Source organism: Lysinibacillus sp. JNUCC-52 (assembly GCF_015999545.1).
Lineage (GTDB): Bacteria > Bacillota > Bacilli > Bacillales_A > Planococcaceae > Lysinibacillus.
Genome location: NZ_CP065546.1, coordinates 315,771 through 335,432 on the forward strand (window position 1 = coordinate 315,771; position 19,662 = coordinate 335,432).

21 protein-coding genes, 1 riboswitch and 1 other annotated feature are annotated in these 19,662 nt (G+C 35.6%); of the genes, 10 read left to right on the top strand and 11 right to left on the bottom strand.

Going from position 1 to position 19,662, the window contains the following annotated elements:
* Positions 1-61: 61 nt before the first annotated feature.
* The 5 genes from odhB to JNUCC52_RS01810 all read left to right on the top strand — a co-directional run bounded on the left by odhB (position 62) and on the right by JNUCC52_RS01810 (position 5,272).
* Complete coding sequence (gene odhB / locus JNUCC52_RS01790; protein ID WP_172771548.1) at positions 62-1,306, top strand: 2-oxoglutarate dehydrogenase complex dihydrolipoyllysine-residue succinyltransferase; 1,245 nt, start codon at positions 62-64, stop codon at positions 1,304-1,306.
* Positions 1,307-1,653: 347 nt separating this feature from the next.
* Positions 1,654-1,839, top strand: a riboswitch (Lysine riboswitch).
* A gap of 119 nt (positions 1,840-1,958) precedes the next feature.
* On the top strand, positions 1,959-2,810 hold the full coding sequence (locus tag JNUCC52_RS01795; protein WP_337981180.1) for a transporter substrate-binding domain-containing protein: 852 nt from the start codon (positions 1,959-1,961) through the stop codon (positions 2,808-2,810).
* 278 nt (positions 2,811-3,088) lie between these two features.
* Positions 3,089-3,814 carry an amino acid ABC transporter permease gene (locus JNUCC52_RS01800; RefSeq protein WP_337981181.1) on the top strand — a complete coding sequence of 242 codons (726 nt, stop codon included), beginning with the start codon at positions 3,089-3,091 and terminating at the stop codon, positions 3,812-3,814.
* Positions 3,815-3,827: 13 nt separating this feature from the next.
* Positions 3,828-4,559, top strand: a complete 732-nt coding sequence (locus JNUCC52_RS01805; protein ID WP_217270077.1) for an amino acid ABC transporter ATP-binding protein — start codon at positions 3,828-3,830, stop codon at positions 4,557-4,559.
* Between the two features lie 515 nt (positions 4,560-5,074).
* Positions 5,075-5,272, top strand: a complete 198-nt coding sequence (locus tag JNUCC52_RS01810; RefSeq protein WP_172771545.1) for a DUF6501 family protein — start codon at positions 5,075-5,077, stop codon at positions 5,270-5,272.
* Positions 5,273-5,337: 65 nt separating this feature from the next.
* On the opposite strand, the gene JNUCC52_RS01815 is transcribed toward JNUCC52_RS01810, so the two are convergent.
* The 4 genes from JNUCC52_RS01815 to JNUCC52_RS01830 form a co-directional block, all read right to left on the bottom strand.
* On the bottom strand, positions 5,338-6,411 hold the full coding sequence (locus JNUCC52_RS01815) for a toxic anion resistance protein (protein WP_337981182.1): 1,074 nt from the start codon (positions 6,409-6,411) through the stop codon (positions 5,338-5,340).
* Positions 6,408-7,058 (bottom strand): 5-bromo-4-chloroindolyl phosphate hydrolysis family protein, encoded by a 651-nt coding sequence (locus JNUCC52_RS01820; RefSeq protein WP_172771543.1) that lies wholly within the window; start codon positions 7,056-7,058, stop codon positions 6,408-6,410. Before JNUCC52_RS01820 ends, JNUCC52_RS01815 begins: the two co-directional genes overlap by 4 nt.
* 272 nt (positions 7,059-7,330) lie before the next feature.
* Entirely contained in the window at positions 7,331-7,612 is a 282-nt protein-coding gene (locus JNUCC52_RS01825) for an acylphosphatase (protein ID WP_172771542.1), read from the bottom strand.
* Positions 7,613-7,654: 42 nt separating this feature from the next.
* Positions 7,655-9,382 carry a globin-coupled sensor protein gene (locus JNUCC52_RS01830; RefSeq protein WP_337981183.1) on the bottom strand — a complete coding sequence of 576 codons (1,728 nt, stop codon included), beginning with the start codon at positions 9,380-9,382 and terminating at the stop codon, positions 7,655-7,657.
* A gap of 128 nt (positions 9,383-9,510) precedes the next feature.
* Here JNUCC52_RS01830 and JNUCC52_RS01835 point away from each other — a divergent pair, with 128 nt between their 5' ends.
* From JNUCC52_RS01835 to JNUCC52_RS01845, 3 genes are all read left to right on the top strand, one after another.
* Complete coding sequence (locus tag JNUCC52_RS01835; RefSeq protein WP_172771946.1) at positions 9,511-9,792, top strand: DUF1033 family protein; 282 nt, start codon at positions 9,511-9,513, stop codon at positions 9,790-9,792.
* A 223-nt stretch (positions 9,793-10,015) separates the two neighbouring features.
* On the top strand, positions 10,016-10,216 hold the full coding sequence (locus JNUCC52_RS01840; protein WP_004230088.1) for a cold-shock protein: 201 nt from the start codon (positions 10,016-10,018) through the stop codon (positions 10,214-10,216).
* 205 nt (positions 10,217-10,421) lie between these two features.
* The gene (locus JNUCC52_RS01845) at positions 10,422-10,901 is read left to right on the top strand and encodes a YkvA family protein (RefSeq protein WP_337981184.1); all 480 of its coding nucleotides are present in this window, start codon (positions 10,422-10,424) and stop codon (positions 10,899-10,901) included.
* Between the two features lie 94 nt (positions 10,902-10,995).
* On the opposite strand, the gene JNUCC52_RS01850 is transcribed toward JNUCC52_RS01845, so the two are convergent.
* From JNUCC52_RS01850 to JNUCC52_RS01875, 6 genes are all read right to left on the bottom strand, one after another.
* Positions 10,996-11,277, bottom strand: a complete 282-nt coding sequence (locus tag JNUCC52_RS01850) for a hypothetical protein (protein ID WP_337981185.1) — start codon at positions 11,275-11,277, stop codon at positions 10,996-10,998.
* A 10-nt stretch (positions 11,278-11,287) separates the two neighbouring features.
* The gene (locus JNUCC52_RS01855) at positions 11,288-11,677 is read right to left on the bottom strand and encodes an SHOCT-like domain-containing protein (protein WP_172771539.1); all 390 of its coding nucleotides are present in this window, start codon (positions 11,675-11,677) and stop codon (positions 11,288-11,290) included.
* 13 nt (positions 11,678-11,690) lie between these two features.
* Positions 11,691-12,056 carry a DUF2089 domain-containing protein gene (locus JNUCC52_RS01860; protein WP_337981186.1) on the bottom strand — a complete coding sequence of 122 codons (366 nt, stop codon included), beginning with the start codon at positions 12,054-12,056 and terminating at the stop codon, positions 11,691-11,693.
* 293 nt (positions 12,057-12,349) lie between these two features.
* Positions 12,350-13,228, bottom strand: coding sequence for a S1 family peptidase (locus JNUCC52_RS01865; RefSeq protein WP_337981187.1), 879 nt, complete (start codon positions 13,226-13,228; stop codon positions 12,350-12,352).
* A gap of 59 nt (positions 13,229-13,287) precedes the next feature.
* Positions 13,288-13,959, bottom strand: coding sequence for a hypothetical protein (locus JNUCC52_RS01870; protein WP_172771536.1), 672 nt, complete (start codon positions 13,957-13,959; stop codon positions 13,288-13,290).
* Positions 13,960-14,000: 41 nt separating this feature from the next.
* Positions 14,001-14,996 (bottom strand): S66 family peptidase, encoded by a 996-nt coding sequence (locus JNUCC52_RS01875; protein ID WP_337981188.1) that lies wholly within the window; start codon positions 14,994-14,996, stop codon positions 14,001-14,003.
* Positions 14,997-15,227: 231 nt separating this feature from the next.
* Between JNUCC52_RS01875 and JNUCC52_RS01880 the strand changes: the two genes are divergently transcribed.
* Entirely contained in the window at positions 15,228-15,701 is a 474-nt protein-coding gene (locus JNUCC52_RS01880; protein WP_337981189.1) for a DinB family protein, read from the top strand.
* Between the two features lie 96 nt (positions 15,702-15,797).
* Here JNUCC52_RS01880 and JNUCC52_RS01885 read toward each other — a convergent pair whose 3' ends face one another.
* A complete protein-coding gene (locus JNUCC52_RS01885; RefSeq protein WP_172771533.1) occupies positions 15,798-17,402 on the bottom strand; it encodes an ABC-F family ATP-binding cassette domain-containing protein in 1,605 nt (534 codons plus the stop codon).
* A gap of 238 nt (positions 17,403-17,640) precedes the next feature.
* Positions 17,641-17,857, top strand: a binding site (T-box leader).
* 43 nt (positions 17,858-17,900) lie between these two features.
* On the opposite strand from JNUCC52_RS01885, the gene argS reads away from it, so the two are divergent.
* Positions 17,901-19,580, top strand: coding sequence for an arginine--tRNA ligase (gene argS / locus JNUCC52_RS01890; RefSeq protein ID WP_337981190.1), 1,680 nt, complete (start codon positions 17,901-17,903; stop codon positions 19,578-19,580).
* Positions 19,581-19,662: the final 82 nt, after the last annotated feature.

A 19,662-nucleotide genomic window follows, 5' to 3' on the forward strand; every position in this document is an offset into this window, starting at 1 on the left:
TAAGGCGGTAGCCCTTTATGTGCATGAAACGCATGCACGTTAATCAAAGGAGGAAATGAAAGTGGCTGAAATTAAAGTCCCTGAATTAGCAGAATCGATTACAGAAGGTAGTATTGCACAGTGGGTTAAAAAAGTGGGCGACCGCGTGGAAAAAGGTGAATTCATCGTTGAACTTGAAACAGATAAAGTAAATGCTGAAATCATTTCTGAAGAAGCTGGGGTGTTAACACAAATTTTAGCTGAAGAAGGCGATACTGTTCTTGTAGGCCAAGTAATCGCAGTTGTAGAAGCGGGCGAAGGTGCGGCACCTGCACCAGCAGCAACACCAGTTGCAGAAGCTCCAACACCAGCGGCTGCTCAAGCTGTAGCTGCACCAACACCAGCAGCAGCACCTGTTGTGGAAGAAACTTCTGGCGAACGTGTAATCGCATCTCCTGCAGCACGTAAACTTGCTCGTGAAAAAGGAATCGATCTTGCAGCTGTATCTCCAGTTGATCCACAAGGTCGTGTACGTGTACAAGATGTTGCAGCTCATGGTACAGCACCTGTAGCAGCACCTCAAGCTAAACCAGCTGCAGCGCCACAAGCAGCAGTAGCTGTAGATAATTCACGTGTAACAGTTGAAAAAATGAGCCGTCGTCGTCAAACAATCGCTAAACGTCTATTAGAAGTTAAGCAATCGACTGCTATGCTTACAACATTCAATGAAGTTGATATGACTAATGTTATGGCATTACGTTCTCGTAAAAAAGATCAATTCTTTGAGTCTACAGGCTCTAAACTTGGTTTCATGTCATTCTTCACAAAAGCTGTTGTTGCAGCACTTAAAAAATACCCTTATGTGAATGCTCAAATCGTTGGCGATGAAATTCACTTAAATAACTTCTTTGATATTGGTGTAGCTGTATCAACTGAAGAAGGTTTAGTAGTACCAGTTGTTCGTGATGCAGACCGTAAAAACTTCGCTGAAATTGAGGATTCAATTGCAGACCTAGCTAAAAAAGCACGCGATAAAAAATTAGGTTTAGCTGATCTTCAAGGTGGTTCATTCACTATTACAAATGGCGGTGTATTCGGTTCATTAATGTCAACACCTATTATGAACGGTACACAAGCGGCTATTTTAGGAATGCACTCAATTAAAAAACGTCCAGTAGAAGTAAATGGTGAAGTAGAAATTCGCCCAATGATGTACTTAGCATTATCTTATGACCACCGTATTATCGATGGTAAAGATTCTGTAGGCTTCCTTAAAACTGTTAAAGAGTTACTTGAAAATCCAGAAGATTTATTATTAAATTCTTAATTCAATAAATGACATGCCAAAACCCTACAAAATGAACTGTTTTGTAGGGTTTTTTGTAGTCCGTTTAATTTAAGATGTACTTTCGAAAAAATACTTCATGGTCTAAAGGGCCTTTGTTGAACTTAAAAATAGATTCTTATGGTTTATAATTATTGTTTTTAATAATAAAAATTTGTGAAATAATGCCAAACGTTTTTAATGATATTCTACTTAATTTATGGATTTAAGAAGGATTATAGGCTAATTTTGTCATTAGTCAGAAAAATGATAAAACTATCTTGACGAATATGCTAGCTTTATAGTAATATCTATATAACAATTAAATAAACAAACCTCACTTTTGTTTTTCGTGAGGTAGAGGCGCGGTATTTATTAGTCCATTGCTGAGTTAAAGCAAGCGAAGACGTAATGGAGAAGGAAATATCGCCGAAGTATAAAAGGAGCTCGTACTTTTATGCTGGGTCTGCAGTGAATAAGTGCAGGACTGTCCTAGTAAATATAATTCCAGTTTACTAGGTTGTGCTATCTCGGAAACATGGAAATTATAGTGAGGATTTGGGCAACTGTTAATAAAAGGTAAGACCTAAGTTCAGAACTTAGGTCTTTTTTTGTACAGTTGCTTTATTTTTTTTACAGAAAAGGGGAGTTTTAGATGAAAAGAAAATGGTTGTTATTTATGTTAACAGCAATGACAGCAATCCTGTTAGCGGCTTGTGGTACTAGTGACAAGGATGAAAAAGCAACAGGAGATGGTGCAAAGGATGAAAGCGGTGGAGAATTCCGCATTGGGATGGAAGCAGGTTATCCACCATTTAACTGGACACAGCAAGATGATTCTAACGGCGCAGTAAAAATTGCTGATAATGCAGAGTATGCAGGCGGCTATGATGTACAAATGGCGAAAAAAATCGCTGACGGTTTAGGCAAAAAACTAGTCGTTGTAAAAATGGAATGGGATGGTTTAGTACCTGCGCTTCAATCCAAAAAAATTGATGCAATTGTAGCAGGGATGTCTCCAACAGAAGAACGTAAACAAACAATTGATTTCACTGAAAACTACTATACTTCTGATTTCGTAATGGTTATTAAAAAAGGTAGCAAGTATGAAAATGCCAAATCAATTCAAGATTTCTCAGGTGCAAAAGTTACATCTCAGCTAAATACATCGAACTATAATGTTATCGATCAAATTAAAGGTGTAGAAAAGCAAACAGCGATGGAAAACTTCTCTGCAATGCGTGTAGCTTTAGAAGCTGGCAAAATTGATGGCTATGTAGCTGAACGTCCAGAAGGTATTTCAGCAGCAGCAGCTAATGATAAATTTACATTTGTATCATTTGAAGAAGGATTTGATACAGATATTTCTAATACTTCTATTGCAGTAGGTTTACGTAAAGGTGACGCGAGTCTAGAGAAAATCAATGAAATTTTAAAAGGTATTTCAGAAGATGATCGCCAAAAAATTATGGAAGAAGCTATTTTGCAACAACCAGCAGCACAGTAATATCACTGGAGCTGTCCTAATCGAAAAAATAGTATACTGAGCTGTCTTCTCGTATGCTATTTTTTCATATTCAAGCAGTGTTTTACTTCAAAAGTTTAAGTGACTTTGGGACAGTCTCTATTATAAATTTGTTGATTCAGAGAGAAAGTCAAACTGAATAATGCATGTCTAAGAAGTGTGTCACATAATTTGAATAAAGCTTATTCATTCAAATGAAAAGATGATTTCGCTAAGGCATAATTGATATCAAGCAACAACACGTTGTTAGGAGGAACATCATGAGTTTAGAATGGATTATTTCTATTATAGAAAACAACTGGCAAATGTTTTTACGAGGAGCGTATTATACGTTACTCATTTCAACAATCAGTACAATTATTGGTGCATTCATCGGATTTTTTATTGGGATTATGCATACCATTCCAGTTCGTAAAAAAAGTATAAAACATATTTTATTAAAATGTATTAATTTTATACTGACATGCTATGTTGAATTTTTCCGTGGTACACCAATGATTGTACAAGCAATGGTCGTATATTACGGACTAGATATTGCCTTTGGCATCGATATGCACTTTATTACTGCTGGTATTTTAGTCGTTTCATTGAATACGGGTGCGTATATGGCTGAAATCGTACGTGGTGGGATTGTCTCAATCGATAAAGGACAATACGAGGCTGCTTCTGCGATTGGCATGGGGCATGTGCAAATTATGATGCATGTTGTATTACCGCAAGTTGCACGTAACATTTTACCTGCAACAGGTAACCAATTAATTATGAATATTAAAGATACTGCTGTTTTAAGTGTAATTAGTGTAACAGAATTATTCTTCCAAACAAAATCGATTTCGGGTAATAACTTCCGTTATTTCGAATCTTTCTTTGTCGCATGTGTGCTTTACTTCATCATGACATTTACGGCTTCAAGAATTCTGCTATATGTAGAAAAACGTCTTGATGGACCTGATGCTTATCAAAAAGAACTGAAAGAAATAGACTAGGGGGAACGAACAAATGGCAATCATTCAAATAGATCATTTAAGTAAATCATTTGGTCGTAACCAAGTATTAAAAGATGTGAATTTTAAAGTAGAAAAGGGAGAGGTTGTATGTTTAATCGGTTCATCAGGATCAGGTAAATCAACCCTTCTGCGTTGCATCAATTTACTTGAAACACCAAATGGTGGAGAAATTATTTATAAAGGGGAAAATATTTTACACGAAAAGCATAACATTCAAGCTTATCGGACGCATCTGGGAATGGTTTTCCAACAGTTTAATTTGTTTAATAATCACAATGTGTTAAAAAATTGTACTGTAGGACAGGTTAAAGTTTTAAAACGTTCGAAAGAAGAAGCTGAGAAGACTGCTTTGAAATATCTTAAAATAGTTGGGATGGACCAATATGTTAATGCAAAGCCACGCCAGCTTTCGGGTGGTCAAAAGCAACGGGTGGCAATTGCTCGAGCACTATCTATGAATCCTGATGTGATGTTATTTGATGAACCTACCTCTGCTCTAGATCCAGAAATGGTTGGGGAAGTGTTAAAAGTAATGCGTGAGTTAGCCAATGCAGGAAATACGATGCTGATTGTTACGCATGAAATGGAGTTTGCTAAAGAAGTTGCAGACCGAGTTGTATTTATGGATAAAGGCGTAATTGTTGAAGAAGGGCCACCATCCAAGGTGTTAGTAAGCCCAGAACACGAACGTACAAAAGAATTTTTAAAACGAACACTGAAGTAATTTCAGAGGAGGTTTATCTTCAGTCAGTTTTGTTCAACTACCGTTGATTTCCATTATGTGCGATGCTTTCCGCTGGCACAATCTTCGCTAACATAAGGTCGGTTGTGTCTTACGTATCAACTAGATATGGTGGTAGAGAAACGCCCTGTTTAATTACTAATAAACAGAGGAGAAAAATTGCAATGGGCATCAAGTATATACTGCTTTATTACGTTATGTAGACAAAAATAAGTGAGTCCATCTAAATGGACTCACTTATTTTCTAGAATTCCATTCTGCAAATAAAATAAAGCAAATGGCAAATGCGACTGCGATGATAAAGAACCATTGCGGAACACCACCGAAACTCATAACAACACCTCGAGTATAAATTTTAATAAGTTGAAACAGGTAAACAATTCTTTATTAAGGACAAAATATAGCCTTCTATAGTTTTTTCTCCACAAAACAACCAAAATCGTATAAAATAAACAATAGATGTTAGCTTATGGCTAGTAAAGAGAGGTAGAGAATTTATGTTACATTTAAAATGGAAAGATGCACCAACAATTCGTACGGTTACTTGCAAACATACGAACGCATCAAAATATTTAGTATCAAACGTATTAACAGTTGGGAAAGAATACGAAGTGAAAAATGAAACGGAAGAGTTCGTTTTCATTATTGATAACACTGGTAATATTGGCGGTTACTATAAAGAGTATTTCGCATAATAGGATAAAGGGGTGTCTCACGTAATTGTTGAGACACCCCTTTATATAATTTAGCGCTCATTTTCTTATTCCGTTGTCTTTGATGCTTTCATGCCAGCTACATCCTGTTGTAAATGTTGTTTTTCCTTTTCAGTAGCCGTATGTAAAGCAAAAACGTCTTGAATGGCTATTTTTAGCTCATGTTGTGTTTCTTTAAATTTCGATACTTGTTGTTCAAAAGTGGGGCTTGTAAACCGCTCATTTGTACGTGCAAGTCGTTCTTCTAGCTGTGCATAATGATGATCCATATTCATCGAAAGCATCATAGCTAATTGATTTTTCCAAAGCGGAATAAGTGTGACGATTGAAAACTCGATTTTCTCAGCGAGTGTTTGATTTGCCTGTTGAATCATACGTATTTGCGGTGCTGTTTGTAAAGCTACCTGCTGTGATACTTGTAAATCATATATACGCTGATCAAGACGTTCAAGTTGCGCTGTGAAATCATTGAGTTGCTGAATAGCAAGCGGTTGTTTAGTCGTTTGTACGATGCTAACTTTTGCGGGTAACTCTACTTCAATAGCCTGGTGTTTTTTCATCTGTCCAGCGGCAATCGCAGTTGCTAGCTCTTCAAAAAAACCACGATTATGTGTGTATAATTGCTCGAGCATTTCAACGTCTCTTATTAGCTGTAGCTGTGCACGTTCAAGTTGGACGCCTATTCGTTCAACTTGAATACTAATTCGTTCAAACTCAGTAAGGGTTTGTTTAACAGTTGGTTCTGTTTTACCGAACATTTTTTTTAAGAAGGAAGGTTTTTTAGGCTCCAGTGCAGCAGGGTCAACTCGGTCTAATGTTTGCATTAACGAATCAAGCATCTGTCCAATTTTGGTGACATCTTTGTCCTTCACTTGTGCAAGCATACGATCTGCAAATTGAGAGACAGCACGTTGAGAGTCTTGACCTAATGTTAATACAGACTCAAAATTAGTTAGGTCAATTTGACTTGCATATAAAAGTGCCCGACTTTGAGCAAGCGGTGATAGCGTTTCATAGGTAGTCATTGCCTCTTGATTTGACGATTTTAAATAGTTTTGTACAAGAGGTGAGATGCCTGGCAATGATTCTAATGAATAGATAGAATCTCTGTTAGCTGTCATTTTTCATCGCCTCGCCATTCCAGTTGTTCTTTCCTTCTTAAATTGGAACGGTTCGCGAATTCAATTTCCATTTGAAGATGATCAATATCATTTGAAAGCGCATCTTTCAAATCAATTTGAAATGTAGAATTTAAATCCGATAACGTTTCACGTGTTTTAGATAATGTAACTTGGATTTCTTTATCTTTGACTGGTTGCTTAGATAGCATTGTGTACTTATCTGTTAATTCAACGGCAGAAGGGAGGTGCGCATAAAAAAATGGCTCCACATTGTAAAATTTTTGCGGATCAGTTTTTACAATTTTCACGATATTTTTTGAAATACGAGTCATTTCGAGTAATTGTTTAAAAGCAGAAACTGAACGTACGCGTAAATAGTTTTGACTTAATGTTTGAATATGTTTGTTTGCAGTTGAAAGTTGTAATTCAATATGTTTGTACTCATCCTTTGTAATACCTGCTATGTGCATAACTTTCCTTTTTTGATTATGTTTTAGCAACGCTGTGCTCGTTGCATATGTTCCCGCGAACAATAAACCACCAAGGAAGAATCCTGGATTTACCGCAAATGCTGCGATAGAAACAGTTGATAGAGAAATTAAAAGGCTAGCGGTATGTCTAGAGAAAAACTGTCCGATACTGAGCATGGTTTTCTTCCTCCTTGCTTTTCAATATGTCTATCTTTTAATACGTAATAATCGACATAAAGTTTCAATAATATAATAGTGCTTTCATTAATTTTACTGCTGTTTGCTAAGTTTCTCAATGAATATACTCTTGCGAAAAAAGCTCTAAACTTGCCCAATGGTGTACTTATAACCTTTATAGTATGTTCGATCTATAAAAAGACCATTACCATTAGTCCGTTCATTTTAAGTTTTTCTTGCGTATAAAGGGAAGAGAAAAAAAGAAGCCAGACTTAAACAATGTCCGACTCCATACGTACATAACCTTTTAAATCGTCAAAAAGCTCTAAAGCAAATGAGTTAGAGTCTGCCTGAGGGCTAACACCCTTTTGAACAAAAAGAAGGAATTCATCAATTGCTTTTTTTGAGCCTTCCACTTCTACTTCAATTTGGTCTTGTGCATTTAACTTGCAATAACCCTTTAAGCCAAGCTCAATTGCTTTTTGTTTAATAAAAAAGCGATAGCCTGTCCCGTAAACATCTCCGAAAAATTTAATCAGCGCTCTTTTGTTCACGCTACAACCTCCTAAAAGTAGTAGAAGGGTAGTCCCTCCAACTTACTGCATAACACGTTCTTTTTCCAAATAAGTAATTAAGTTATTAATATAGAATAGAACTCGTTCAGAGGCTTCATCTACCTCTTGCAAATGGTTACTAGCTTTATCGATATTACCAGCTTTAAAGGCTTCTGCAGCCAGCTTAGCCGATTGATGTACTTGTAAATGATATTGGTCTAATTCACGATAATCTGGTAAATGACCAAATCGTTCAATTGTACGGGATGCAGTGTACCATTTACCTAGACGACATTCAGTATGTGAAGATACATCACTTGGTTGCACGTCTTCTAATCCAAGGAACATATTATAAATACGCCATTTCCATAAAATATGATCAGCTTTCGAAAGTTGCAATAGGGCAATGGAGGAAAGCTGGACATTATTATTGGAAATAATGTCATTACGGAAGCGATTAATCTCTTTTCCAAGTAAGTGAATATCGCTAGATGTATTAGAACTATAAATGCGAATATCATCTTGAAGGTTCGAGATTTCAATCATTCTGGCAGATACTTCATCAATGGCGGCTGCTTGCTCCTCAGAAATAGCAGCAGTGTTCGTAACATCAAGATTAATGCCTTCAATTGCAGCAACAATGGCATTTAACAATGGTAAAGATTCTTTTGCTTCAATTGTGGCTTCTTTTATAATTGATGTTGTCTCTGTAATGGAATGTGAAACATCATTTGAGTAACTTTTTAGATGATGAACATTTGTAGAAACCTCGCTTAAAGCAGTAACAGTTCCTTCAGCCAACTTACGTACTTCTTGGGCAACAACTGCGAAACCTTTGCCATGCTCACCTGCACGAGCAGCTTCAATCGAAGCATTCAGTGCTAGTAAATTTGTTTGATCGGCAATTTGGTTTATTAATGTTACAACGTGTTCAATATCATTTACACGTTTTTGTAACTCAGTAAACGATTCAACAATTGTAGTAAACGTTTCTTCTGTTTTAAAAATTTCGGATAATGCATGTTCAATTGCATTTTTTCCTTTAACGGCATGGTCAACGGATTCCGTGGTTTTCTCAGAAATATGAGAAGACATACGGGCTACTTCATTGATTGAAGCGGCAATTTGCTCAGTTGCAGCTGTAGATGATTGAATTTCTTCGTTTTGCTTGTCTAAGCTATATACTAAATCTTTCATGTACATAATTTTTGCGTTGACATCCATAAGAGAAGAAATTTCAGAGACGACGTTTTCAACAATTCGTTCTGTTAGTACTTCCACAAGCAATTCTTGGTCAACATTGACTGCAGATTGGAAAGATTTCATATAGTCGAAAGCTTTGTTTGGTTTTAAACCAAAGTTATGTAAAATATACGTCGTAATATAAAAGGCAAATTGGTTGAAAACAACGATGAGTTTACCAGGTTCATAATGATTTTTTCGAAACAAATTGAAAAACTTGACTGTTTCATCTACATATTCATCATCACGTGTAGCTAGAAAAAATTGAGTTAAATATTGATTTATATTTTCTTCGCTAATCGTTTGTTGGGAGGAGGGAGAGATCTCACTTAAATAATTTTTAAATATTGCATTCATAGAGGGTGTAATATCTTTTAATTTATAAAAGAGTGCTTTTAAATTTTCTTCATCTTGTAAATTAAAGTGATTAAAAGCCAATGTCTTATTGAATCGGCCAGTTGCACTTAAATTAGTACCACGCTTTAATAATTCATCTAGTTCGGCCTTAGGTCGAATACTTGAAAACATAAAAAAAACCTCCAAAATAAATAATGAATAATAAGGTAATAATAGCATATTGCAGGGTGTTTTAATAGACATTTCAGGAGCGTTTGCTAAAATTAGAATATCTTATTACAGCAAGGAATGTGGCAAATATGTATATAATACTTTACATGAAAGCTGATTATGAGCCTTGGTGGAAATTTGAAGGCTGGGAAGCTTTTATTCAAACGAAAGAAACGTTTGAAACAAAAGAACAATTTGAGCAAGCATTACAACGGAAATTAACTCATTTCCGTTCAGCATATCAACATGAGGCGAGTAAGGACGGAGGATATTGGGCTTTTTGGTCTGAAGACGAAAGTTTTTACTGCGAAGCCTGTGATGATGATGCACAAGTATATCATGGCATAATGGCATTTGAAGAGCATAGTTAAAATAATTTTCAAATTAACTAAAAAAACAATTTTCTTTATTTGACAAATTTATGAATGGTGGTATACTTAACTTAACAATTTAATTGCTTCACCGGAAACATGGATTCACATATTACAAAAAGTGATCGCGTTAGTTCGGTACTCTTTGTAATATGTGAATTTTTTTAATTCTGTTGAAGAAATTACATATTGTTCACTTTTATTTTTTTGGAGGTTTTTTCACATGAAACAAGGTACAGTAAAATGGTTTAACTCAGAAAAAGGTTTTGGATTCATCGAAGTGGAAGGCGAAAACGACGTATTCGTACACTTCTCAGCTATCCAAGGCGAAGGTTTCAAAACTCTTGACGAAGGTCAAAAAGTGGAATTCGAAGTTGTAGATGGCAACCGCGGACCACAAGCTGCTAACGTAACTAAACTTTAATTCTCAGTAATTAAAATTACTTTCGTTAAAAAAAAGCACCCTATTTTTATAGGGTGCTTTTTTTCTATACTTTCATCACATGCCGTATTGCAAATGTTGGTATTTTACTATTGACTTACTTTGCAATAACGCCTTTTTACCTACAGTTACGAATAAATTTTTGATTTTTGGGTAATAGGTAAAGAGAGCAGGAGGAGGAAGATTAATGGAAGATTATCGAAACATACCAAGTGAGCAGGAGCAAAAAGATTTTTATCAAAAATTGCGAAAAAAATTAGCACAATTTCTCGTATCAAAAACAGGAATGAAACACAAATATGCTGACTATTTGTTGTTTGTGCCTGATATTTTTCATTTATTAATTAAAATAGTAGCAGATCCTGCTGTTGACTCAAAAAGTAAGTCATTAATTGGGGCTACAATCGCGTACTTTATTTTCCCTATGGATTTTCTACCAGAAGGGATATTTGGCTTTGGAGGCTTTCTCGATGATATGATGTTAGCCACTTTTGTCCTTAATATGACGATTAATAAATTGGGTCCAGAAGTAATTGAAAAACATTGGACAGGGGATGAAAAATTACTGGAGCTTTTACAGAAAACCACTGAAACGAGTAATGAGCTTTTAAGTAAAATACCTGTAAAATCTATATTGACGAAATATATAAAAAATAAATCTAAATAATATAATTATGTTAACTAAAATATTAAATAGACAAAACCCCCATACAATCATGATGGGGGTTTGTTGTCATAATTGAGCTTTTAATATGTTGATTTTATAATTTGACCTTAATTTCGGTCCCATCCTGCGCTTTAACATCTACTAATATAATGCCCTTATAATTTTTTAGTTCTTTGACAACAGGTTTTAGTGTTTCTTTATCTATAAGTGGGATCGTAAAGTCTAATTTTTTTCTTTCGAAGTGCTCTTTTGTCCATTTATTAGCAATTTTATGAACAAACTTTGAAAATAAGATAGAAATAAGGATATTTAACATGGCATATGGAATTGGGATGATAAACTTAAAGCCATTTGTCTTCACTTTTAAATGCATCATAAGCAATTCACTATTCGATAATGACTGAAACGGTATCCCCGTTTGCAGATTTAATATCAACAATTTGACCATCTAATTCATTTTCAATTGCTTCAATAATCAAGTTAATATCAATATCTTTAACGTATTTTTCCGATTGAGGGATACTTGCTGCAATGCTATGGCCAGCCATTAATACTACTTTGACAAGTTTTAGAGGTAAGTTGACCATCACATTATCATTCTCAGAAGAAACTACACGGACTTTTAATGTTTTATCTAAATATTTTGATGACTTTTCTAAAAGGTTGTTTCCTGTATCTTCTTTATCTTTCAACGCTTGAATAAGTTCCGATCCCTTTTCTGCATCAAGCTTTCCTTCTTGAATCATTGTTAACACTCTTGCGATTTCCTCTTTCATTATAAGTTCCTCCTTATTCCTCTTTTAAGAGCTTTATGGCTTCTTCTGGCGTAATTTCGCCATTTTCTAACATAGTGACGATTTTTTTCTCGTCCACTTCATTTTTCTTCTTTTGTACATATCCAAGCGACGAGATGATTTCCGTTAGCTTCCCTCGAACAGTAGGGTACGAGATTCCTAATTCTTTTTCAACTTCTTTAATATTACCTCTACATGTTAAAAATACTTCTACAAAATGAAGCTGATCTTTCGATAGTGAGGCAAGCTTTGATAATTCAAACTCATTTTCAATCGTAGTGTGACAGTGAGAGCAATGGAGCTTGGTAATTTTTAATGTTTTATTACAGACAGGACAATTCGTAATTACTTTATAAGCCATAGTGAAATTCCTTTCTTTAATTTAATTTGATTATACATTAAGGATTTAATAAAATAAACAATTAATTTCAATTTATTTAATCGTTTAATTAATTATTTTAATTTATTGTTTAATATTATTGATTTATTTAAAGAATGTTTTAGTCAAATTAAAGTTTGTAGTTCAATACTAAAAAATGGCTAAATGTAAAAGGGAGAGTGTTAAAATACACCGTATGGGATGTGATTATAATCTCAAAATGTTGTGTGAATAAAAGATGAACCGTGTCATGTTATATCGACACGGTTCATCTTTTAAATAGTGTGTAACCGAAGCGGAGAAGCTTCTTTTAATTCCAATGAGGGATTTTTTGAATTCTGCCTATATTGCTGGAAATAAACCTCTAACACATGTACAGGTACAAACAATCCAACTCGTCCATAGGGTTCCTTTTTCATCGTGGCGAAAATAATGCCGATTACCTCTCCATCGCTATTTAGAACAGGGCTGCCACTATTGCCTTTGTATACAGGTGCTTGCATCATCATGACAGGCTCCTGCCAATTTTCAAGATAAGTTTCTTTAAGTAATGTGCCTTTATTAGCAATACCTGTGAAGGACAGTGGGTTACCGATGAAATAAACAGACTCATCCTTTAGATAACTAGGACTATTTGCGAGAGTTAGTGAGGGAAGATTGCTACCCTTAACTTGCAAAAGTGCTAAATCAACTTCAGGAAAGCTTTGCAGTAACTGAGCTTCCATAAGCCCTTGTTCAGGAAATACAACGGACAATGTAAGGGCGTCTTCTACTACATGAGCATTCGTAACAATTAGACCATCAGGTGAAATAGCAAAGCCTGTACCTTTACTTGAGCCTGTAGAAACCTCTACAATCGCTTTTTTATATGTTTGAATATCTTCTTGTTGCGATAACTGACTGGAGACCTTTATAAATTCGATAGCTGGAATGGAGTAAATTTGAAAAATAAGCGCAAACGTATTAAAAAATAGTACGAATGCCATAACCCACATTATCCATTTTATCATCGGTTTTTGTTTCTTAGTCTTTTTACCACTGAGGTGTTGTGCTCTTTCCTCAGCTAGCGCTTTTTGTTGCTCTGCAAGTACAAGTTCTATGAATTCCTCTTCTGTTAATTCTTCCTCTGTAGAGTGCTTATGTATGTCGCTCATGAATAGCTACCTCCTTACGTAAGAAAAAAGGCGCCAAGCAAGACGCCTGCTCAGTCATTTCATTCGATTTTTTGCAAAGTGGAAGTAATGGTAAATGATTCACCGTTATTTGTTACCATTTCGTCTTTTGTATAGATTAATCCCACACCTTTTGCAAAATAGTTAAAGGTCGTCATATTGTCCTTTGTTTTCTTCAGCTCAATGACATCGTGAAAAGTAGTTAAGCCCGTTGGTATTGAGGCTGTAGTCGAAAGAATTTCCCAACCATCGAAACGGTTTCCAACCTCTAATGGCAGTTGTAAAATGGTTTCAATAACTGGTAATGTTGCTATTTCTTGTGTTGTTGGCAATATTGGCGTTTCATCGACTGCTTCCATATAAACAAGTTCTACAGCAGACTTCGTAATCCGAAAGACCTTTAATAATGTGACACCACCGTTATTTTCTAATTGTGCTATTGTCATATCATCAATATAGGTTGTTTGAAGTGTGTAACTAGCAAACTCGTTCCCTTCCCCTTGAAAATAAGCAGTTGTTCCATCTGGAGGGAAATAGGTAGTGAGAAGACTACTAAATGGTCGATTCGTTGCTTGTTCTTTAACATCTTGTTGATCAGATTTAGTCGAATGGCTAGACTGTGGGTTTGTAGTCGGACTCGTTGTACAGCCGACAAGTATTATTGCTAGAGAAAATAAGAAAAAGATTCGAATATTATCAAACTCCTTTAGCAATTTTCTTTAAGTATACGTGAAGGAGTGCCTATATACGAATATTAAGTGAACCAACTTTCTAACAACAAAATGCGTTTATTTGTTGCATCTACTTTCACACGTAAGCCGATTGGCAATGGGTGCAGGGGATGTGTGTGACAACAATCTACCTCAGCCAAGATTGGTATAGGGTTCCCGTCCAGCAGTTCTACTAAAACATCATAAGGTTTTCGACCAGTTCCTTCATCATCATACTGCTCATGCTTGCCTAAAATAATCGCTGCAATTTTTTCGAAGTAGCCATGTAACTTTAACATAGCAAAGTTTTTTTCCACGACAGCAATTGTTTTGGATGTATCTTCTAATAATAAAATATCGCCTTCTTGAATTTGCGGGAAGTAGGGGGTTCCTATAAAGCCATACATCGTATTAATATTACCTCCGATTAATCGACCTTCGGCACTCCCTCGTTGAACAGTTATCCAAGAATTATCGTGTTGCGTTTTTTCTGCTGTTTTTTCAAGCCAATTAACTCGGTCATCTGTCCAAATAGGGGGAATCGATACTTCATAAGGAATAGGTATAGTTTGCATAAAGAGATCGATGAAATATTGTTCTGTGTAATTCACAAATGGTGGGAATTCACCAAATGTAGATGCAACAGAAGGTCCATAAAATACTGGCACGTCGGTTTTAGCATAGATGGCAAGGAGAATGGCCGTTACATCCGATAAACCAACTAGTATTTTAGGGGATTGTTGAATCGCTTCATAATCTATATAAGGCAACATACTATTGGCATTTGTGCCGCCCATTGTAGGCAAAATCATTTTCACTGTAGGGTCATGTAATAGTTCATTGAGCTCCTGTGCGCGTTCCTTAGGTGAACCAGAACGATAAATATCATGTTTGCCAGTTAATGAACCTTCTTTAATTGAAAAGCCAAGTGCTTGTAATCGTGCCTTACCTCGTTCATATCGAGTATGAGCAATAACGGAAGCTGGTTTTGAAGGCGAGTAAATGCCAATTGTATCGCCTTTTTGTAATGGGGAAAACATAAAATACCTCTTTCTATTAGTTTAAGATGTAGCCCATTATACATGATTTAACAAAAATATGGGCAAAGTCTTTAACTTGAGGAAAGAGAGGTAAAAATCAACTGAAATTTAGAACAAGCGTAGTAAAGTTGGAATCTAATAATATTTTTATGTAAACTAATAGCGCAAACTTGCGATACAGTTAGGATTTTACTATGATAATAAAGAGTTAAAATTTGGGGGGGCGATAATATGTATCGACATGTAGATGATTTTTTAAGCGAATGGACGGTTGCAGCGGAAGGTACTGCTAAAGTGCTAAAAGCAATGTCAGATGAATCACTAAGTCAAAGCATTGTTGAAGGTCACAATTCTCTTGGCTGGTTAGGTTGGCATTTAGTTGGCGCTGCAGGCTATTTTAGTTATTTAGCAGGTTTAAAGGTACCTATGATTCGACAAGAAGATCCTATTCCAGCATCAGCAGGTGAAATTGCTGCGACATATGAAAAGACAGCTACAAGTATTAAAGAAGAAGCGGCTAAGCTGTCAAATGAAGAATTACTGGAGGAAGTGAGAGGTTTTAAAGGACCGATTACTCGAGGCGCATTATTACGTGCACTAATTGACCACCAAACACATCATCGTGGTCAAATGACCGTATTATTACGTCAAGCTGGCTTACCAGTTCCAGGTGTACTTGGACCAACAAAAGAAATGCAAAAATAGCAACAGGCAGCAAATACGAAAAGTATTTGCTGTTTTTTCATTCCTCTTAGAAAAAAGTTCCCCCAAGTGAATGGGGGAGCTTAATTGACGATTGGATTAGTTTAAGCCTTGGCTATCTTTCCACTCTAAAAACTCATCATATGTTAATTGTTTGTCTAAAATTGAACCATCTTCACGGATTTCAATGACACGGTTTGCAATTGTTTGAATGAACTGATGGTCATGAGATGTGAAAATCATCGCCCCTTTAAAGCGGATTAAGCCTTCATTTAGTGCTTGAATTGATTCAAGATCAAGGTGGTTTGTTGGTTCATCTAGTAAAATGACGTTGGCTGTTGCTAGCATCATTTTTGAAAGCATACAACGCACTTTTTCTCCCCCAGATAATACAGATGGAGATTTTTTCACTTCTTCACCAGAGAATAGCATACGACCTAAGAAACCACGTAGGAAGCTTTCTGTTTCATCGTCAGGTGAATATTGACGTAGCCATTCTACTAAAGACTTTTCTGAACCTTCAAAGTATTTATCATGATCGTTTTCGAAATAGCTTTGAGATGTTGTAACACCCCATTTAAATGTACCAGCATCAGCTTCTTTATCTTCCATTAAGATATCAAGAAGAGCTGTTTTAGCCATGGGGCTACCAAGTAAAACGATTTTATCATCTTTATTCATTGAGAAACGAATGTCTTTAAATAAAGTTTGACCGTCTTGACTTGCTGTAAGACCATCAACTGTTAATACATCATTACCGATTTCGCGGCCGATTTGGAAGTTGATGAATGGATATTTACGGCTAGAAGGTTTAATGTCATCAAGCTCGATTTTATCCAACATTTTTTTACGTGATGTTGCTTGTTTTGACTTTGATGCATTGGCAGAGAAACGAGCGATAAACGCTTGTAATTCTTTAATTTTTTCTTCTTTTTTAGAATTTTGGTCTTGCGCCATTTTTTGCGCTAATTGAGAAGATTCATACCAGAAATCATAGTTCCCTACATATAATTGGATTTTTGAGAAATCAAGATCCGCAATATGTGTACACACTTTGTTTAAGAAGTGACGGTCATGGGATACGACGATAACTGTATTTTCAAAGTTAATTAGGAATTCTTCTAACCATTGAATCGCTTTTAAGTCAAGGTGGTTGGTAGGCTCATCCAGTAATAGTACATCTGGTTGACCGAATAATGCTTGTGCTAATAATACTTTGACTTTGTCAGAACCTTCAAGATCACCCATTAACATGTAGTGAAGATCATCTGAGATGCCTAAACCGTTTAATAATGTTGCAGCTTCTGATTCTGCTTCCCAACCGTTTAGCTCTGCAAATTCACCTTCTAATTCAGCAGCACGCATGCCATCTTCATCAGAGAAATCTTCTTTTGCATAAATTGCATCTTTTTCATTTTTCACGTCATATAGGCGTTTGTTACCCATAATCACCGTATCAAGCACTGTATGCTCATCGTATTCGAAGTGATTTTGTTTAAGGACAGATAAGCGTTCGTCCTTACCCATTGATACATTACCTTCTTGTGCTTCAATTTCACCAGAAAGTATTTTTAGGAATGTTGATTTTCCTGCACCGTTTGCCCCGATTAAACCGTAGCAATTCCCCGGTGTGAATTTTATATTTACGTCTTCAAATAGTTTACGATCGCCATAGCGAAGACCTACATTACTTACTTGAATCATGCAAGTTCCTCCTTTTTTCACAATGGCTCTAGTATATCATGAAATATGTTCCATAGTCTATAAACATTATGACATCAACGTTTACCGCTCATAGTTCAGTACTATATAGCACAATTAATAGTACAAATTACTTGTTTTTCATTGAATAAAGATACAATTAATCACTTTTTAAGAAAATATATAGTTGTAGTTGACTTTCAAGATTGGATAATATAGAATATTCCAAAATCATTAGTTGTTAAATTCTGTGAAAAAGAAAGTAGTTCATTTTGTGCTGCCAAGCGAATTAGGGATGGTGTGAGCCTAATGCAGACTATTTGAATGAAACGCACTTTGGAGAAATTTCCCGAAATAGTAGTAGGGAATATCGGGGAGTCACCTCGTTATCAACAGAAAGTGGTCATAATTTTGGCAACTAGAGTGGTACCACGGGAATCTATGCTCTCGTCTCTTAATTGAGACGAGGGCTTTTTTTTATATAAAAGGGGGAATAAGTACATGAATTTACAAATTGCAAAAAGTATTGCTAGTGCGTTAAATAATCAAGTGGAAGTAGAAGAGATTGAAAAATTACTTGAAAAACCTAAACATGTAGACCTTGGTGATTTTTCATTACCATGTTTTAAACTGGCTAAAAAGCTCGGGCAATCTCCTCAACTAATTGCATCTAATATTCAAAAAAACTTAACGTGTGATGTGATTCAGTCGGTTGAAATAGTCGGCGGATATGTCAATTTATTTTTAAATCAACACATCATTACACAACAAGTATTAAAGCAAATTGTGAAAGAGCAACATTTATATGGCACAAGTTTAACGAGAAAAGGGAATGTTGTGTTCGATTTTTCTTCTCCTAATATTGCGAAGCCCTTTTCCATGGGGCATTTACGTTCAACTGTTATTGGTAATGCACTCGCCAATATCGCTGAGAAAAATGGCTATAACGCTATTCGTATTAATCATTTAGGTGATTGGGGAACACAGTTTGGAAAATTAATTGTTGCGTATAAACGATGGGGACATCAGCAAACAATTGAAGCTGCACCGATTGAGGAATTATTGAAAATCTATGTGAAGTTTCATGAAGAGGCAGAGCGAGATACTACTTTAATTGAGCAAGCGCGTGTTGCATTTAAAGCGTTAGAGGATAAGGACGAAGAAGCACTTGCGCTATGGCATTGGTTTAGAGAAGTATCGTTAGAAGAATTCAAAACACTATATCAGCTTCTTGGCATTCAATTTGATGCATACGATGGTGAAGCTTTCTATAATGATAAAATGCACACGGTAGTAAATGAATTACAAGAAAAAGGATTACTTACACTTTCTGAAGGTGCGTATGTTGTTGAATTAGAGAAAGAGGAAATGCCTCCTTGTATTATTACTAAAACAGACGGTGCTACACTATATGCTACGCGTGACTTAGCAGCAGCTTTTTATCGTATTCAACAATATCATCCTGAAAAAATAGTTTATGTTGTAGGACATGAACAAACGCTTCATTTCAAACAGTTATTTAATGTAGTGGAGAAAATGGGTTACGATTGGGCAAGTAATTTAAGTCATGTAGCTTTTGGGATGATTCTAAAAGAGGGCAAAAAAATGTCAACGCGTAAAGGCAAGATTGTGTTACTCAATGATGTGTTGACTGAAGCAATTGCTACAGCAAAACAAAATATTGAAATGAAAAATCCCAATTTACAAAATAAAGAAGAAGTAGCGAAGCAAGTTGGTGTCGGTGCTGTGATTTTCAACGACTTAAAAAATTATCGCTTACATGATATTGAGTTTTCAATTGAGCAAATGATGCAATTTGAAGGCGAGACAGGACCATATATTCAATACACATATGCTCGTATTTTTTCTATTTTAGAAAAAGCGAATGGGCAACTGGGGGAGATGACTTATCAACCATTAGGCGTGCAGGCATGGCCAGTCATTCTGTTACTAGAACAATATCCTCGCGTTATTACAATTGCTTATGAACAAGCTGATCCGTCAATAGTTGCTAAATATGCTTTACATTTAGCACGATCGTTCAATAAATATTATGCAACTAATAAGATATTATCGAATGATGATAGACAAAATTCTCGTTTAGCTTTATGTCATTGTGTAGCAATGATTCTAGAAGATTCGTTAGCCCTTCTAGGCATTAACGCGCCTAAAAATATGTAATGTCTGATTTTAGCAATTTAATAAGGAATTCCCCGAAATATTGACGTTATGTAGAAAAAATGGTAAAAATAAATATAAGAAA

Excerpts from the sequence above, each read along its gene's own strand:
- JNUCC52_RS01795 (WP_337981180.1), top strand. The coding sequence starts at position 1,959 with ATGAAAAGAAAATGGTTGTTATTTATGTTAACAGCAATGACAGCAATC.
- JNUCC52_RS01800 (WP_337981181.1), top strand. The coding sequence starts at position 3,089 with ATGAGTTTAGAATGGATTATTTCTATTATAGAAAACAACTGGCAAATG.
- JNUCC52_RS01805 (WP_217270077.1), top strand. The coding sequence starts at position 3,828 with ATGGCAATCATTCAAATAGATCATTTAAGTAAATCATTTGGTCGTAAC.
- JNUCC52_RS01810 (WP_172771545.1), top strand. The coding sequence starts at position 5,075 with ATGTTACATTTAAAATGGAAAGATGCACCAACAATTCGTACGGTTACT.
- JNUCC52_RS01815 (WP_337981182.1), bottom strand. The coding sequence starts at position 6,411 with ATGACAGCTAACAGAGATTCTATCTATTCATTAGAATCATTGCCAGGC.
- JNUCC52_RS01820 (WP_172771543.1), bottom strand. The coding sequence starts at position 7,058 with ATGCTCAGTATCGGACAGTTTTTCTCTAGACATACCGCTAGCCTTTTA.
- JNUCC52_RS01830 (WP_337981183.1), bottom strand. The coding sequence starts at position 9,382 with ATGTTTTCAAGTATTCGACCTAAGGCCGAACTAGATGAATTATTAAAG.
- JNUCC52_RS01835 (WP_172771946.1), top strand. The coding sequence starts at position 9,511 with ATGTATATAATACTTTACATGAAAGCTGATTATGAGCCTTGGTGGAAA.
- JNUCC52_RS01840 (WP_004230088.1), top strand. The coding sequence starts at position 10,016 with ATGAAACAAGGTACAGTAAAATGGTTTAACTCAGAAAAAGGTTTTGGA.
- JNUCC52_RS01845 (WP_337981184.1), top strand. The coding sequence starts at position 10,422 with ATGGAAGATTATCGAAACATACCAAGTGAGCAGGAGCAAAAAGATTTT.
- JNUCC52_RS01850 (WP_337981185.1), bottom strand. The coding sequence starts at position 11,277 with ATGATGCATTTAAAAGTGAAGACAAATGGCTTTAAGTTTATCATCCCA.
- JNUCC52_RS01855 (WP_172771539.1), bottom strand. The coding sequence starts at position 11,677 with ATGAAAGAGGAAATCGCAAGAGTGTTAACAATGATTCAAGAAGGAAAG.
- JNUCC52_RS01860 (WP_337981186.1), bottom strand. The coding sequence starts at position 12,056 with ATGGCTTATAAAGTAATTACGAATTGTCCTGTCTGTAATAAAACATTA.
- JNUCC52_RS01865 (WP_337981187.1), bottom strand. The coding sequence starts at position 13,228 with ATGAGCGACATACATAAGCACTCTACAGAGGAAGAATTAACAGAAGAG.
- JNUCC52_RS01875 (WP_337981188.1), bottom strand. The coding sequence starts at position 14,996 with ATGTTTTCCCCATTACAAAAAGGCGATACAATTGGCATTTACTCGCCT.
- JNUCC52_RS01880 (WP_337981189.1), top strand. The coding sequence starts at position 15,228 with ATGTATCGACATGTAGATGATTTTTTAAGCGAATGGACGGTTGCAGCG.
- JNUCC52_RS01885 (WP_172771533.1), bottom strand. The coding sequence starts at position 17,402 with ATGATTCAAGTAAGTAATGTAGGTCTTCGCTATGGCGATCGTAAACTA.
- argS (WP_337981190.1), top strand. The coding sequence starts at position 17,901 with ATGAATTTACAAATTGCAAAAAGTATTGCTAGTGCGTTAAATAATCAA.